Origin of the sequence: Gaetbulibacter sp. M235 (assembly GCF_043876835.1) — a bacterium.
Lineage (GTDB): Bacteria > Bacteroidota > Bacteroidia > Flavobacteriales > Flavobacteriaceae > Yeosuana.
This window is the reverse complement of record NZ_JBAWJZ010000007.1, coordinates 54,296-69,000: the sequence shown is the minus strand read 5'-3', so window position 1 is coordinate 69,000 and position 14,705 is coordinate 54,296. Positions and strand designations below refer to the sequence as shown.

At 31.7% G+C, this 14,705-nt stretch carries 20 protein-coding genes; 10 read left to right on the top strand and 10 right to left on the bottom strand.

Annotated elements, in window-relative coordinates:
- Positions 1-18 precede the first annotated feature (18 nt).
- On the top strand, positions 19-993 hold the full coding sequence (locus V8G69_RS12125; RefSeq protein ID WP_394882247.1) for a type IX secretion system membrane protein PorP/SprF: 975 nt from the start codon (positions 19-21) through the stop codon (positions 991-993).
- Between the two features lie 210 nt (positions 994-1,203).
- On the opposite strand, the gene V8G69_RS12120 is transcribed toward V8G69_RS12125, so the two are convergent.
- From V8G69_RS12120 to V8G69_RS12110, 3 genes are read right to left on the bottom strand one after another with little or no spacing between them, the layout of a single operon-like run.
- A complete protein-coding gene (locus V8G69_RS12120; protein ID WP_394882245.1) occupies positions 1,204-2,160 on the bottom strand; it encodes a HipA domain-containing protein in 957 nt (318 codons plus the stop codon).
- Positions 2,157-2,474, bottom strand: a complete 318-nt coding sequence (locus V8G69_RS12115; RefSeq protein WP_298288860.1) for a HipA N-terminal domain-containing protein — start codon at positions 2,472-2,474, stop codon at positions 2,157-2,159. The genes V8G69_RS12120 and V8G69_RS12115 overlap by 4 nt, the downstream gene beginning before the upstream one ends.
- Positions 2,446-2,685, bottom strand: a complete 240-nt coding sequence (locus V8G69_RS12110) for a helix-turn-helix transcriptional regulator (RefSeq protein WP_394882243.1) — start codon at positions 2,683-2,685, stop codon at positions 2,446-2,448. The genes V8G69_RS12115 and V8G69_RS12110 overlap by 29 nt, the downstream gene beginning before the upstream one ends.
- 364 nt (positions 2,686-3,049) lie before the next feature.
- Between V8G69_RS12110 and V8G69_RS12105 the strand changes: the two genes are divergently transcribed.
- From V8G69_RS12105 to V8G69_RS12065, 9 genes are all read left to right on the top strand, one after another.
- Positions 3,050-3,637: a Crp/Fnr family transcriptional regulator gene (locus V8G69_RS12105; protein WP_394882241.1), complete on the top strand. Its 588-nt coding sequence runs from the start codon at positions 3,050-3,052 to the stop codon at positions 3,635-3,637.
- Between the two features lie 75 nt (positions 3,638-3,712).
- On the top strand, positions 3,713-3,931 hold the full coding sequence (locus V8G69_RS12100; protein WP_394882240.1) for a hypothetical protein: 219 nt from the start codon (positions 3,713-3,715) through the stop codon (positions 3,929-3,931).
- A 19-nt stretch (positions 3,932-3,950) separates the two neighbouring features.
- Positions 3,951-4,334, top strand: coding sequence for a hypothetical protein (locus tag V8G69_RS12095; RefSeq protein WP_394882238.1), 384 nt, complete (start codon positions 3,951-3,953; stop codon positions 4,332-4,334).
- A gap of 11 nt (positions 4,335-4,345) precedes the next feature.
- Complete coding sequence (locus V8G69_RS12090; RefSeq protein ID WP_394882236.1) at positions 4,346-4,747, top strand: DoxX family protein; 402 nt, start codon at positions 4,346-4,348, stop codon at positions 4,745-4,747.
- A gap of 10 nt (positions 4,748-4,757) precedes the next feature.
- On the top strand, positions 4,758-5,207 hold the full coding sequence (locus V8G69_RS12085) for a DMT family transporter (RefSeq protein WP_394882234.1): 450 nt from the start codon (positions 4,758-4,760) through the stop codon (positions 5,205-5,207).
- 8 nt (positions 5,208-5,215) lie between these two features.
- Positions 5,216-5,944, top strand: a complete 729-nt coding sequence (locus tag V8G69_RS12080; RefSeq protein ID WP_394882232.1) for a GNAT family N-acetyltransferase — start codon at positions 5,216-5,218, stop codon at positions 5,942-5,944.
- Between the two features lie 5 nt (positions 5,945-5,949).
- Positions 5,950-6,579 (top strand): NAD(P)H-dependent oxidoreductase, encoded by a 630-nt coding sequence (locus V8G69_RS12075; protein WP_394882230.1) that lies wholly within the window; start codon positions 5,950-5,952, stop codon positions 6,577-6,579.
- Positions 6,580-6,650: 71 nt separating this feature from the next.
- Positions 6,651-7,871 carry an MFS transporter gene (locus tag V8G69_RS12070; protein WP_394882228.1) on the top strand — a complete coding sequence of 407 codons (1,221 nt, stop codon included), beginning with the start codon at positions 6,651-6,653 and terminating at the stop codon, positions 7,869-7,871.
- A gap of 35 nt (positions 7,872-7,906) precedes the next feature.
- A complete protein-coding gene (locus V8G69_RS12065) occupies positions 7,907-8,482 on the top strand; it encodes a Crp/Fnr family transcriptional regulator (RefSeq protein WP_394882226.1) in 576 nt (191 codons plus the stop codon).
- Positions 8,483-8,511: 29 nt separating this feature from the next.
- Here the strand turns inward: V8G69_RS12065 and V8G69_RS12060 are convergent, their stop codons facing one another.
- From V8G69_RS12060 to V8G69_RS12030, 7 genes are all read right to left on the bottom strand, one after another.
- Positions 8,512-9,417 (bottom strand): carbohydrate kinase family protein, encoded by a 906-nt coding sequence (locus tag V8G69_RS12060; RefSeq protein WP_394882224.1) that lies wholly within the window; start codon positions 9,415-9,417, stop codon positions 8,512-8,514.
- Positions 9,418-9,519: 102 nt separating this feature from the next.
- Positions 9,520-9,849: a hypothetical protein gene (locus tag V8G69_RS12055; RefSeq protein ID WP_394882222.1), complete on the bottom strand. Its 330-nt coding sequence runs from the start codon at positions 9,847-9,849 to the stop codon at positions 9,520-9,522.
- Positions 9,850-9,904: 55 nt separating this feature from the next.
- Entirely contained in the window at positions 9,905-10,561 is a 657-nt protein-coding gene (locus V8G69_RS12050; protein WP_394882220.1) for an SDR family NAD(P)-dependent oxidoreductase, read from the bottom strand.
- Positions 10,562-10,677: 116 nt separating this feature from the next.
- The gene (locus V8G69_RS12045; protein ID WP_394882218.1) at positions 10,678-11,769 is read right to left on the bottom strand and encodes an alpha/beta hydrolase family protein; all 1,092 of its coding nucleotides are present in this window, start codon (positions 11,767-11,769) and stop codon (positions 10,678-10,680) included.
- A 17-nt stretch (positions 11,770-11,786) separates the two neighbouring features.
- On the bottom strand, positions 11,787-12,926 hold the full coding sequence (locus V8G69_RS12040) for an alpha/beta hydrolase (RefSeq protein ID WP_394882216.1): 1,140 nt from the start codon (positions 12,924-12,926) through the stop codon (positions 11,787-11,789).
- 16 nt (positions 12,927-12,942) lie between these two features.
- A complete protein-coding gene (locus V8G69_RS12035) occupies positions 12,943-13,287 on the bottom strand; it encodes a 5-carboxymethyl-2-hydroxymuconate Delta-isomerase (RefSeq protein WP_394882214.1) in 345 nt (114 codons plus the stop codon).
- Between the two features lie 25 nt (positions 13,288-13,312).
- Entirely contained in the window at positions 13,313-14,704 is a 1,392-nt protein-coding gene (locus V8G69_RS12030; protein ID WP_394882212.1) for an amidohydrolase family protein, read from the bottom strand.
- Position 14,705: the final 1 nt, after the last annotated feature.

Here is a 14,705-nt window from a genome sequence, read left to right as displayed (position 1 = left end):
AATTTTTAAAAAAGAATAATGCGAAAATTAATCATATATCTATTTCTTTTGCTAATAACTAAAAGTTATTGTCAAGAACTTAATTTGCCAGTATTTACACAGTATTTGGCAGATAATAATTTTGTTGTCTCTCCAACTTATGCAGGTATAGGAGACAATTTAAAAATTAGGGCAAATGGACTAACCCAATGGGTTGGCATAAAGGGAGCGCCAGATAATCAATCATTTTATGCAGATTTTAGAATTGCAGATCGTACAGGAATAGGGATCTCTTTTTATAATGACAGAAACGGAAATACAATACAAACAGGTGCTAAATTTTCTTTTGCACATCATATAATTTTAGATTACTATTCTAAGCAATATTTGTCATTTGGAATTTCATATAATCTTAACCATTTTAAAATTGATATCAACAATTTTAATACTACTTATGAGAACCCAATAATAGATCCGTTTGTTACAGATGATAGAGCAACAACAAATAATAATTTTGATGTAGGTTTGCTGTATAGAAATAAAGGGTTCTTCTTTAGTTTCAACGCCAATAATATTTTAGACAAGAATTTTGACAATGATCTTAGAAAAGCTGAGCCTAACTTACTTTTAAACTATCAAATTTATTCTGGCTATGTATTTAATGGTCCTAAAAAGAGCAATTTAGAATTTGAGCCTTCTGTTTACTATCAAATGTTTAGTAGTGACAGACGTTCAAGTACAGATTTAAATTTTAAATTCAGAAAGTATAATAGAAATGAAGATTACTATTGGGCAGGTATATCTTATCGTTTTCTTAATGACCAGTTTTTTAAGCCTTTAAATGTGGGGCCTATGATGGGTTTTAAAAAATCTATATTCTATTTTGGATATGCCTATCAAGTTACAATCAATGATTTAGCAAGATTTAATTCAGGAACCCATGTAATTACAATAGGGTTAGATTTTCTACAAGGAATTAGTAATTGTCCATGTACTCAAAGTCCGGTGCATTAATTGTTTTATCAGTGATATTAAGGGGTTCCGTTTAGCCCTTTAATTGTTTCAATTGGTGCATCATAACACGCTGAACTCCTCATAAATGCAATATTTTTGCATAATTGCTTTACTTGAATACTAGTGAACTATAATCTGTTAATACTTCATTTACTGCATCCAAAAGTTCTTCTATGCCATACTATTTTCCAAAATTTTGGAAGCATTTATCTAATAAACATAGCTTAAATTGATTTGTTTTGCTCTTGTTTCAATTAGCTCTTTAAATATTTCTTTTTGTTCTGAACTTAAAAAGCTATTATTTATTAATTCTAGCCACTGTTGCATACCTTTTTCTATACGATTCCAAAGGTTTTCAATAGCCTTTGTAGGTATTTGTGCTTTGGCCATGGCTTCGTTAAAATCTAGACGTTTGATTTTTCGCTTTTTTCCGTTGAGGTTTAGCGCTAATTCTTCCTGGTCTTCTGGAATTAATAATTTAACCGCTACCATATCATAGGCTGGTGCTAATGCAAAGTGTTTACTGTCTTTTGCAATGAGTGAAAAGTTTTTTAAATGCATATCGTTATTTCCAATAAGGAAAGAAACAATAACTTGCTCATAAAATTTTACGGCATCCAGTAAAGGGTTTTGTGTATAGGTTATAATGCCCTTTGCAATTTGCTCGTAAGATCCACGATATTTATGTTCTGTAAGACGCTCTGTGAATTGGCAGGCATCTTCCATTGGGTACTTTTCATTATTGGCAGTACGATCTATACGCTTGGTTAAATAGGCTAAAGCGCCATCTTTTAATGGGATTAATAAAAAAGGTACTGTTGCTATACCACAAGCTTGTGCTAATAACATGGATAGCGCTTCAATTTCGGGCATTTGTGGATACATATGAAATGGTGGTTTTAAAATATACCTACCATTTAATGCACCTACAATGGTTAAGCGATTTTGAGCGTTTTCTTGTGTGAAACCTAATGATAATTTTGGTTGTACACCGGTAACAATGATGCGTTGTGCTACGTTTTCTTTTGCCAACGCTTCGATTTGAGACATCTCATACTCTAATTTTAGTACAGGTGTGTCTTCTTGCCAAAATGCTGTTAGACAGTTTTGATGGTAGTTTAGATCACCATCTTCTAGTTTTTTATGACATGCTAAACAGTAGTTCATACTTTTTCTATAATGCTAATATTGCCAATACAATCTCTACATGTGGTTAATAATAATCCCATGCGGTCTCTTGGATTAATTTTCCAATTTTTATGTGCGATGTCTAATAACCAGCCTTCTGGAATTAAACCATCAAAGAAAGGGAATAGGTATTCGGCACTAAACGGTTCTTCTTGTAATGGTAACGTTAAACTCACTGCTAATGTGCTTTCATTTTCTAGATATGCTTTGTCATATTTGAAATGATAGCCATTATCGTCCTCGGTTAATATACCAGCTAACGTTTTATTTACCCAGATTTCTCCTTGTCTCATCGCTTATAGGTGTTGGTGTTAGTGTGTGACCAAAAAATAATAGTACCTGATTTACTTTATCGGTCATTACATTTGGTTTTCCCTGTTCGAGTTCGCGTACAAAACGCAAGCCTACACCTGTAAAGTCCGATAACTCTACTTGTGTTAGATTTGCTTTTTTACGTCTATCCCTTATAAATTGGGCTATGGTGTTTTCTCTATCCCATTCCATTATGTTATACCTTTATGGGTACAATATAGTGATTTATTTTATAATTATACCTTAAAGGGTGTAAATATTTTAATATCACTGTATTTATACCTTATAAGGTGTAGTAAGTTGACTTATAAGATTGCTTTCATTTATGCTGCTCCGTCAAAAAAATATATTTTGTTTCTTGGTAACGTGTGTTTATGAATTTATTATGAGCAAATAGGCTCAAAGATAGGTTTTATTGGGTTAAATAGAACAAATACCTCGTTATCTGTTCCTGCGGGATTGATTACATTGTTTTTTTTGCATAAGATGATTTTCGAAAAATAATAAGTTTTGTATTTTTGAAAATAATAAAAAGAAAATATACTATTATTAAATAGTGAACGTTAACCATCACATAAAATTACTTCTTAGTCACATCAATCAGGATGTTATTCTTGATACGATTGGTGTTGAAAAATTAATTTCTATTCTTCAATTCAAAGAACTCAAAAAAAAAGAATTTTTGATTCAACCAGGAGAAACGGCAGATACTATGAATTTTATTGTTCAAGGTTCCATGCGTAGTTATTATTTGGATGAAAATGCTCAAGAACACACTTTACAATTAGGCATTGAAGAGTGGTGGATAAATGACTTATACAGTTATTTAAGTAGGAAACAATCTAGAATGTATGTTCAAGCATTAGAAAATACAATACTCATACAATTACCAAGAATTGAATTAGAAAAACTTTATATAGAAGTGCCTGAAATCTCTAATTTCTTTAGGATTAAAATTCAAAATGCCTATGTTGCTGTTCAAGAACGTGTCATCGACAGCATGAGCGATGATGCCTATGAACGATATGATAATTTCAGAAAATCGTATCGAAATATTGAACAACGCGTACCTCAATACATCATTGCTTCTTACCTTGGGGTCACTCCAGAATTTTTAAGCTATTTACGAAAAAAACACTCCTAATTACATTCTTAAGGTACCTTAAGTTTTTTCTTCTAACCTCTCTCTAATTTTGACCCATACAATAATAAATGGGTTATGTTACGATTAATAAACTTATTGGTATATATACTATTTGGAATATTAGTTTCAAATGCACAAAATGTTGATTTCTCTCCTGAGTTGGTAATAGGAAATCGTTCTATTACTTATCAGCATTTTATTGGATATCGCTTTAATGACACATGGTCTATAAATAATATATCCTTGTTTGATACAGATTATAACGGTGATAATAACAACATTTTTTTTTATTAGAAACATGTTGTCATATAAATTGAATAATCACTTCAAAGCAAATATAGCTTTTGGTATTAAAAATCCCGGAGCATTTGTTACCCTTACTTCACAATACCAATACACAGTTCCAGAATTTAAATTGAGTTATGCTATAGGTAGCACCTATCAAAATGGATTTACTCTAGAGCAAACTCTATCTATGAATTATACGCTAAGCCTGACTAAAAATATCCAAGCTTATGTAAATCTATTTGTGGTAGTTAATACCAATTTAAAAGAGTTAAATAGAGGTATTCAACAGCTACGTGTTGTCGTTAAAAAGGAACGACTTATTACAGGAATAGCAATAAATCTAGACCAATTTGCCAAAGCAGAAAAAACTCTTGAAAACTTTGGATTATTTATAAAATATAACTTTTAAACATTAAAATTATGAACACAAAACAGCACATCGGATTACTTATTATAAGAATAGGTATCTCATTTACCATGTTAATATATGGAATAACCAAATTAATATATGATATTGATTTTATTAAAGATTTATTTACCCAACATGGGCTACCGTCCTTTCTTGGATATGGTATTTACATTGGAGAAATCATCGCACCCATTCTCATTATCCTTGGATTTAGAACAAAATTAGCAGGCCTTGTTTTTGCTATAAATTGTTTTGCAGCCATACTAATGGTACAACTTCCAAACTTACTAAAGCTAAATGAATTTGGAGGTTGGGCAATTGGACCTATTTTCATTTATATGATTTTTGGAATTGCCTTAATTTTTACTGGAGCTGGGAAATTTGCCATATCAACGAATAACAAATGGGACTAATTCATGACTTATGAGACTTTATATATTAACGTTTTTAGCATTAACAGGAGGTGTATTTTTAGCTATTCAAGCAGGCTTCAATTCTCAGTTAGGAAGTATTCTAAAACAACCCTTACTTGCTGTAATATCAACTTCGATAAGTAGTGTTGTCTTCGGAATCATAATTTTGTTTTTTTTTGAAAAAGGAAGTATCCAGTCTATCATTACAACATCAGTTCCTTGGTATTTATGGTTTATTGGAGGATTGTTTAGCGTCATTGGAATTTCTATCTACTTCTACACCATTCCTAAAATAGGTATTTCTAGAATGATTGCTCTTGGGCTCTGCGGACAACTTATCTTTTCGTTAATCGCAGGAAAATTTGGTTGGCTCAATTTACCCGTTGAACCCATCACGACCAAAAGGCTTATAGGAACTTTAGCAATGCTAATTGGCATTGTACTAATAAATACTAAATAACAGAAAAGATGAACACAGTAAAAACTAATATTAACAATTTAACCAACCTCTGGGCTATGGCAGGTAAACCTTTTACTGGATTTGCTACAGATAATGTAATTAGCTATAGCCTTATAAACCATTCGGAGTGGCCCAACAAAATATGGTCCAATCAGGACCTTACAATCGAAATAGTAAAAAGTATACGAGATTTTATACAGCACTCAGATCTTAAAATTCGGTTTGCAACTTTTGAACATTCAGATACCAATCACGATGACCTTATTGAAGATTTCGGTTTTAAATTAACTTCGGCTTTGCCTGGCATGAGCTTAAAACTCTCCCAGTCGTTTCCGCAACCTACCAGGCTTGAATTTACGATGGTAACCAGTGAGACCGAAGCTAAGATTTGGAGCCAAACATTCAAAAACTCTTTTGGTTATTTAATTAGCAAGGACACTGTTTTAAAAACCATGCCTAGCATAAAATACTACCTAGCCTTCGATAACAAAGAGCCTGTTGGAACTATTATTTTACATCAAACCAATCGGGTTGCAGGTATCCATAGTTTAGGGGTTCCGACAAATTCCCGAGGAAAAGGATATGCTAAAGAAATTATGCATTACATATTAAATGAAGCCATGCGGTCAGATGCCGAATATGCCACTTTGCAAGCTTCAAAAATGGCAAAAGGGATGTATGAACAACTTGGTTTTACGGTCGATTTTACAATGAAAAATTACGAATTAAAAAATTAAACAAAATGGAACTTATTAAAAATTTAAACTGGCGCTATGCCACAAAAAAATTCGATAGCTCAAAAAAAGTATCAGCTAATGACATTGAAAAACTGAAAGAAGCAATTCAATTATCGGTTTCGTCTTATGGATTACAATTGTATAAAATCTTGATAATTGAAAATTCTGAAATTAGAGAGCAATTAAAACCAGTGTCTTGGAATCAAAGTCAGATTACAGATGCATCACACTTATTTGTGTTTTGTAATTATACAAATGTATCTCCAACAGACATTGACACTTTTATAAAGCAAACAGCAAAGACTCGCAATTTAGATATAGAACGATTGAATGGCTATGGCGATTTTATAAAAGAGAAACTAAACGAAAAAACACCAGAAGAAAAAACAAGTTGGCTAAAATCACAAACCTATTTAGCTCTTGGAAATCTTTTAAATGCTTGTGCCGAATTAAAAATAGATGCTTGCCCTATGGAGGGATTTGAACCAGAAGCTTATAACAAAATTTTAAATCTTGAAGCTCAAGGTCTCAATGCTGCTGTTATTGCTCCGGTAGGTTACAGACACAATCAGGACCATACTATAGGCGCAAAAAAAGTTAGAAAACCATTCAACTTATTGTTTCAAGAAACTTAAGATCAATGAGATTCTATATTCTTGATGGATTTCTAATTTTTTTGAAAATCAATATAATAAATTGAAGAATTATGCAGGTCATTGATTCAAAAAACTCTTTTCACATTATTTATTTAATAAGTTTTTCACACCTTATAAATGATTTGATACAGGGAGTAATACCTTCAATATTTCCTTTATTAAAAGAAAGTTTTCAACTTTCTTTTGGGCAAATTGGATTCATAACCTTTGCATTTCAATTTAGTGCTTCTATTTTACAACCTTTGGTAGGCTATTATACAGATAAAAACCCTAAAGTTTATGCACAAATGTATGGATTGGTTTTAACAATATTTGGAGTCCTATTGTTGTCTTATGCCTTCAGTTTTGCTTACTTAATTGTATCCTGTATTCTAATAGGGATAGGGTCAGCGATCTTTCATCCTGAATCCAGTCGTATTGCTAATTTGGCTTCAGGAGGAAAGATTGGAGTGGCACAATCGATATTTCAAATAGGTGGTAATTTAGGAACAGCTATTGCTCCTATATTAGTAACAATTTTGGTTTTACCTAACTCAAAACAATATGTAAACATATTTATACTTCCTTTAATAATCGGTTTTTTTCTTCTAAAAAAAATCACAGCTTGGTATAAAAAGCATTTAGAAACCAAGATTTCTTACAAGTTTAACGAACATTCAATGCCAAGCATCTCGTTTTCAAAGAGGAAATTAAAAATTATAATTGGAATATTATTATTAATAATTTTCTCAAAATTTATTTATGCCGCAAGCCTTTCAAATTATTATTGTTTCTACTTAATAGAGAAATTTAATCTGACCATTGAACAATCGCAAACACATCTTTTTCTTTATTTATTTTCATACATGTTGGGGACTATTCTTGGAGGGCCATTAGGTGACAAGTTCGGTCGTTTATATGTTATATGGTTTTCTGTTTTTGGTGCGACACCATTTATAGTGTGCTTACCTTATGTAAATTTGTTTTATACAGATGTCCTAATGGTAATTATTGGATTAATAATGGCATCGGCCTTTCCTGCAATTATGTCCTATGCCCAAGAATTATTACCTCAAAAGCTAGGTGTGATCTCGGGGTTGTTTTATGGGTTTGCTTTTGGTGTTGCTGCAATAGGATCAGCGCTCATTGGACTATTGGCAGACTTTAAGTCCATTAGTTTTGTGTATCAATTATGTTCATTTCTTCCTTTAATTGGAGTTGTTTGTTTCTTACTACCAAACATAAACTCAAAAAACAATACTGCAGTCAAGGACCGTTGTTTGTTAACATAACATTTGCTAACTTGGCCCAGGCTAATAAGTATTTAATGCAAAATGAAATCGTAAAATTAATCTCAAGACACCTTGAACTTTCTGATGAAGAGGCTTTTGCTTTTGCTGAATGTATTCCAATTAAAGAATTTAAAAAAGGTATTATTCTCTTAAAGGAAGGACAGATTTCCAGAGATTCATATTTTGTTATTCAAGGATGTATCAGAAAATATTATATCATTGATGGTGAAGAACGAACCACAGAGTTTTACGTAGAAGATGAATCCATTTCATCATTGCAAAGTTATAAAAACAAAACACCAGCCAATCATTATTTTGAATGTGTTGAAGATTGTAGATTAGCGGTTTTAAATTATGATAAGGAGCAAGAATTATTTGAGCGCGTTCCGAAATATGAATCTTTATGCAGAATGTCAATGGAAGATGATTTTGGTGAACAACAAGACGCATTAGCAAAATTTATTACTTCTAGCCCAGAGACTCGTTATAGAAACCTCCTAAAAGCCAGACCCGATTTAATACAACGTGTTCCACAATACCACCTTGCAAGCTATCTAGGCATAAAACCCGAATCACTGAGCAGAATCAGAAAACGTGTGGCTAAAAAGTAAGCTGTTCGAATACTCTAAAAATTGCTATATCATATCTGATAGTATTCTAGGTAATTTGTTTCGAGTATATTTTTATTTAAATTTTCTGAAACCAATTCACCGGAATTAACGCATAATGCTCCTGCAATAGCCCCAAATTTCATACATTCTTGTATTATTTTACCATTTGAATACGCATAAAGGAACCCAGAGAAAAAGCTATCGCCTGCGCCATTACTATTTATTAGAGCAAAATCTAGTAGATCAGGTTCATAAATCCACTCTTTTTTTTTTGGGTATATTGTTGCTCCATTGCCACCATGAGTACAAACAACAAGTTTTTTCCCCACTTCAATCATTTGTACCATAAATGATTTATAGCCTTTAATATTTTCAGAACTAAAAAAGATATAATCAGATGCATCAATAAAATCTTGATGATAAGAATTACTTCCATCGTAATCATGTAAATCAGTCCAAACCTCTTTATTTAATTCTTTACACATTGGTAGAAAATTTCTGCAATAGTTTGAAATATTAATTACGACATAATCAGATGCTTCAATCTTTTTACGATACTGTTTATATTCAATCAATGGGTTTTCAGAGCTTGGATTTGTGAAAATAGAAATACGTTCACCTTTTGAATTCAAAATATTCAAATGTCTTTCTGTTCCGTTTGGATCAATAACATACAAAACATCAAGATTAGGTTGATTTAAGTACAACTTCACTTTATTTGTGTATTCATCCGCGCCAAATAAGGTATGAAACGTGGTATGAAAACCTAATTTTGAAAGTGCTAAAGCTTTACCCGCTCCAGTGTTACCAATGGTTTCATTGTAATGACAGGAGTGAATGGTTTGGGGCTTGGGCTCAAAAAAATCAGGTAAGGTGATAATAGCGTTATAAGAAACACCACCACAAACAAAATTTTTTTTCAGATTGCCTTTCACGTTATAGATTTTAAGTTTGTTTATGTTTATTTAACTTTTTGAGAATGATGCTCCAGAAATAACTCCTAGAGCATCTGAATAAATGCTATTAATCAAGGGCTGTTATTCTTCTCTTTTAATCACTTCTACGGTTTTAAGGTCAACTATTCCTAATGAAAGGATTCGAAGCCATAAACTAGATTTTGTTTCAATGGTATACTTTTCAGCATCCATTTGCTCAACAAGTGCTTCCACATTACTTTCTTTCACATTGATTCCAAGCAAGTGTAAATCACTTGTTTTTTTAAAGGTTAATTCCTTTGTTTTTTCTCCAAACACTTTTCCTCCATTTTTAAAGGGTTGTGTATCTGTATTCACTGCAAATTGTTGCACTGAACAGGATGAGATTGAAATGCAAACCAACATCCCAAATAATACTTTTTTAAAATTCATAATGTTATTTTTATTATGAGGCAAAATATTTAAGTGTTAAACCTTATTCATTTAACTACCATTGTTTAATCTGTCCTCGATGCCAAAACTTTCCAGTTTCTACTTCATTATTTAATAAGTTCAAAATATCCTCAGCGACATCTTTAGGTAAACGAGGTGCAACTTTTCCTCCCATATCGGTTTGTGTCCAACCTGGATCTAAAGACGATACCGTTATATTCTTATCTTTTAATCTTTTTGCCAACAATTTTGTGTACATATTTAAAGTTGCTTTAGACATTTTATAGTGCGGTTGAAATTCATCAAAATTCAATTCACTAAAAGACCCCCAATCTGAAGTTATATTAATGATATGTGCTTTAGAATTTAATCTAGGAAGGAGTTTTTCAGTTAGTTCAATAGTGCCAAATACATTTGTATCAAAGGTTTTTTTTAACTGTTTCATGTTAATTACTGAAGCATCCCATTTTTCGATTAAAATGCCTGCATTGTTGACTATAAAATCTAGCTTTACGTCTTCTAAATTCTCTACAAATTTGGTAATGGAATCGCCATTAGACAAATCAAGTTTTAAGCATTTAAAATTAGTGTTATCTAATGGGTTATTTCCTGTGGTAGAGGATCCAATCACCTTAAAATCTGAATGTTTAGTCAACAATTCAACTGTTGCCAAACCAATACCTCTACTACTTCCTGTCACTATTCCTTTCATAACTTTTTATTTTAAAACTATTAACTATACTCTTTAATCATAAATAACCTCTTTCTATTCAATTTTCCTAAATAGTCTATTCTGTTTATTAATTTCAAATAGCATTAAATAATTAATCAATCTCTAGTTATCCAATTTGAAATTTCATCCAAAAAATTATCTACAAATTTCTTTTCAAGCGTTCCATATTCATCTCTCCTCCCAGTTACTGCCTTTTGGAAAAAATGATTGGCCTTCTCAAAAGTTATAAAATGATAATCTGTTCCTGATTTGAGAAGTGCATTTTCCATTCTATCTTTATTTTGATGAAAAGGAACTTGAAAATCTAACCCGCCAAACAAACCTAATACCGGTACTTTTAGTTGTTCATAATCTTTTGAAGGATCGTGATAAAGAAAAGATGTTAGTGAAGGCAGTCCATAGATAATCTTAAATTCATCAGCTTTTGAAATAGCCTGTTGTTTTATTTTTAGACTATCAACTACTTCTTCTGAAGACGACATTTCAAACAAAATGGATTCGGTAGTATCTCTAAATAAATGGTATGCTTTATCAATATTCTTATCATCTTCAATAGATCTCATTAATTTATTGTGTGCAGACACATCTGCTTCAATTAAATTTTTAGGTAAATCTGTATGCTCATAGTCTTGTCTTACTTGGTAAGTAACCACCTCTATTAGCGGTACTGCTGGCGCACCCATAAGAATTACTTTTTTTACAGATTCATTTCCTACAGCTACTTTACCGGCAAGAATACCACCTTGACTGTGCCCAAATAATATAAAATTATTGAAACGATGCGCTGCTGAGGATTTAAAATAATCCATAATATTCTCTAAATCCCTTGAATGGTCTTCGATGGTGCTATTAACAAAATCACCTGTACTTTCACCAACACCTCTATCATCATAACGGAAAGAGGCTATTCCCTTTGAGGTCAGATGGTCGGCTATGACTTTAAAAACTTTAAAACCCTCTAATGTTTCGTCCCTGTCTTGGTCACCACTTCCGGAACTCATTATAACCAAAGATGATATTTTTAGATATGTCGGAATAGTTAGGGTTCCTCCAATTTTAACATCTTTTGTTTCAATGATTAAGTCAATTGTTTCTGAATCCTTATCGCGTAAATTGTTGTTTGCCAAACAAGAAAAAGTGATAGCAAAAATTCCTATTATTGCTAATGATTTTATCGTTCTTTTCATTTTATGTTATTTATATTTTACTCTTTTTTAATGCCTTTAACTGCTATTGAATTCTTTTTTAATAATCTTTCCGAATCGATATACTTTTTCAGCAAAAGATTGTATAACTCAATCGCCTCTTTTAAACGATTATTTTTTTCATAAAAGGCTGCAAAGTGAGAAACAGCATACTCCATATTACTATTAACTAACTCATTGATTAACTCTTGTTTGTTCAATGAATTCAGCAGTGTTTCAAAGTGATAAAAATCTTCTGCTCTCATGGCACTTCTAATAATGGTAAATTTAGACCACAGAGAAAGTTCTGCAGAAAACCCATGTCTGTTGGCTCTTTCTTTGGTATATCGATACGCATGGTCAATACCACCAGCATTTATGAACTTTTCAAGGTTGTCAACTTCAAATTTCTGATAGTATTTATAATAATTTCGAAGCCCATGATACAGGGTTGGATAACCTATTGAAAGGTGTTGTTCTATATCAAGTTTTAGGAAGGACCATTGTAATCCTTCTATAGGTTTCTGAGATAATAAAGAATCTAATTTAACTGCGCTGTATTTTACATCATATTCATCAGGACTAACAGAAAAATAGAGGTTTGTATTGAGTTCAGAAACACTATTTAATTCATCAATTTCATCCATAATTGGGTACGCACTTGCCATGATATGTACATCAAACAATGTTGGGGTTGATAGCATGGTATTAAAAACGAAGCTTGCACCATATTCCCATCCAAAAAATAAATTTTCGTTATTAGTTCTATAGTTATTATCAATATATGGCGTAAGTTTATTTTCAAGAAGCTTAATAAACTTTTCTTTGCCATCTCCTAAATCTTGAAATCGTTTTGGATAGTCCGTATTAATTCCAACAACTATAAACTCTGGAGTCAATTGAAACTGTTTGAAAGATTGACTTAAACTAACTGCATACAAAAAAAACCGTTGACCATCTAAAACATAAAGTACAGGATATTTTAGTTTTGAATCTTTATAATTAGGTGGAAGATAGATTTGTATTTGTCGTTCTTCATTTAATATTTTTGATTGTATAAAATGATTTGTTCCAATAATATTTCCTAATGCTCTATTTTGTGCAGCTAATTGTTGTAGCCCGATAAAAAGTGTAAGTATGAAGAGAACTATTTTTTTCACAATTTAAGTTTATCTTTTAGACGTTATCTTTATTACAATAAGTCGCTTTCTCAAAATCCCTAATGTTAATAGAAATAATAGGTACTTCAGGAAACACCGCTTTAAGCTCTGATACAATTTGTTTTGAGAGGTTCGCTTTCTGTTCTGTATTTCGGCCTTGCATGATATTGGCAAATACATGGATGAAGTTATCGCTTGTATTTCCAGTCGTATAATATTGGAATGGATTGATTCTCACTTTTATTTCTTCGGGAAGAAACAACCCAGTCGATTCTGCAGTATTATATACGTTCTGTATAATTTCTTGTGGTGATTTTAATTTTATGATCTGTTCGGAACAGTCTATTACAAAATGTGGCATAATTATTCGTTTTTTGATTTATTATTTATTTGATGAATATTTCCTTTAATAATGTATTTAAATTATTTCTGTCATACCACATACCTTTTAAGACAACACCCTCAATGGTTTGTGTATTTTTTATATCTTCCAAAGGATTTTTACCGAGCAACACGAGGTTTGCATGTTTTCCTTCCGAAACTGTTCCTTCGGTTGCGATGGTGTTTAAATATCTGGCTGGGGTTATTGTAGACGCTTTTAATATTTCAAAAGGTGTTAAACCACATTCATCCAAAAACTGAAATTCCTCATGTAATGAAAACCCAGGTACTACAAACCCAAACGTATCACTTCCTGTCATTAAGGGAACATCTGCATCGGCTAACATTTTTGTAAATGTTTTCATCCACTTAAAATACCCTTCTAAACGTGTTAATGCATCAACTCCATTTCTAATGGTTCCTTTTAAATTTTTTCTATATGGATTTTCATCTGAATACCAATATTTAAAATCACTGGGCAGCATGTATTGTGCACTCTCACTTTCATTTAACTTAATAAATGTTTGGTCATCTAAGCACTTTACTATAAAATCAAACACCACCAATGTTGGAACTATGTTAGAACCACTGACTTTTATTTGCTCAATTGCCTGTTTTAAAAACAATGAATCATTTCTTTGCGTATGGGAAAAAACATAAACAAACTCTTCAACATGTTCTATGGATCTCATACGAAGTGACATTTCTAAAGGCATTCCTCGTTGTGCATGACCAATAACAACCACACCTTGTTTTTGAGCTTCTTCTAACACTTTTAGATAAACATCTTTAGGTAAGTTGTCTGCTAATTTTAAATAATCATAACCTTTAATTTTATGATTATTTATAATCGAAATAGCATCTTCTATTGTTTTTAAATCATTAGAATTTAAATAAGGTCCAGCGGTATAATAATTAGGACCAAATTTTTCACCTTTTGAAATACTATCTCTAATGGCTACATGGTTTTGCCAATTATACTCTGCCATGTTTCTAACCGTTGTTACACCATTAGCAACCAATAATTTAAAATCACGATCTATACCTCCTTGTTTATTGCGCCAATGGTAGTGCATTTCACTAAATCCAGGCATCACATATTTCCCTGCTCCATCAATTACTTGATGTGAAATATGATTCATTTCTCTTTTATAGGGTTCTATAGAAATTATTTTATCACCAGCTATTACTACATTTTGATTGTTTAAAACAATCTCCTTATCCATTGGAATGACATTTACATTTTTAATCAAAATAGTGTCATTTGCCTGTGCATAAACACCCGTTATAAGCCCAAACAATACTAATGTCAATTTGATTTTATGAAGGTTGTGAAACACAAAATCTACAATTAAAGAACTTAAAATTAATGTTAGTATCCTAGTTCTAAATAGCATT

Bases quoted from the DNA above. Each gene is read 5' to 3' on its own strand.
- V8G69_RS12055 (WP_394882222.1), bottom strand. From the start codon at position 9,849: ATGAATTTTAAAAAAGTATTATTTGGGATGTTGGTTTGCATTTCAATC.
- V8G69_RS12075 (WP_394882230.1), top strand. From the start codon at position 5,950: ATGGAACTTATTAAAAATTTAAACTGGCGCTATGCCACAAAAAAATTC.
- V8G69_RS12115 (WP_298288860.1), bottom strand. From the start codon at position 2,474: ATGAGACAAGGAGAAATCTGGGTAAATAAAACGTTAGCTGGTATATTA.
- V8G69_RS12070 (WP_394882228.1), top strand. From the start codon at position 6,651: ATGCAGGTCATTGATTCAAAAAACTCTTTTCACATTATTTATTTAATA.
- V8G69_RS12085 (WP_394882234.1), top strand. From the start codon at position 4,758: ATGAGACTTTATATATTAACGTTTTTAGCATTAACAGGAGGTGTATTT.
- V8G69_RS12080 (WP_394882232.1), top strand. From the start codon at position 5,216: ATGAACACAGTAAAAACTAATATTAACAATTTAACCAACCTCTGGGCT.
- V8G69_RS12110 (WP_394882243.1), bottom strand. From the start codon at position 2,685: ATGGAATGGGATAGAGAAAACACCATAGCCCAATTTATAAGGGATAGA.
- V8G69_RS12100 (WP_394882240.1), top strand. From the start codon at position 3,713: ATGTTACGATTAATAAACTTATTGGTATATATACTATTTGGAATATTA.
- V8G69_RS12045 (WP_394882218.1), bottom strand. From the start codon at position 11,769: ATGAAAAGAACGATAAAATCATTAGCAATAATAGGAATTTTTGCTATC.
- V8G69_RS12125 (WP_394882247.1), top strand. From the start codon at position 19: ATGCGAAAATTAATCATATATCTATTTCTTTTGCTAATAACTAAAAGT.
- V8G69_RS12065 (WP_394882226.1), top strand. From the start codon at position 7,907: ATGCAAAATGAAATCGTAAAATTAATCTCAAGACACCTTGAACTTTCT.
- V8G69_RS12050 (WP_394882220.1), bottom strand. From the start codon at position 10,561: ATGAAAGGAATAGTGACAGGAAGTAGTAGAGGTATTGGTTTGGCAACA.
- V8G69_RS12035 (WP_394882214.1), bottom strand. From the start codon at position 13,287: ATGCCACATTTTGTAATAGACTGTTCCGAACAGATCATAAAATTAAAA.
- V8G69_RS12090 (WP_394882236.1), top strand. From the start codon at position 4,346: ATGAACACAAAACAGCACATCGGATTACTTATTATAAGAATAGGTATC.
- V8G69_RS12030 (WP_394882212.1), bottom strand. From the start codon at position 14,704: ATGCTATTTAGAACTAGGATACTAACATTAATTTTAAGTTCTTTAATT.
- V8G69_RS12120 (WP_394882245.1), bottom strand. From the start codon at position 2,160: ATGAACTACTGTTTAGCATGTCATAAAAAACTAGAAGATGGTGATCTA.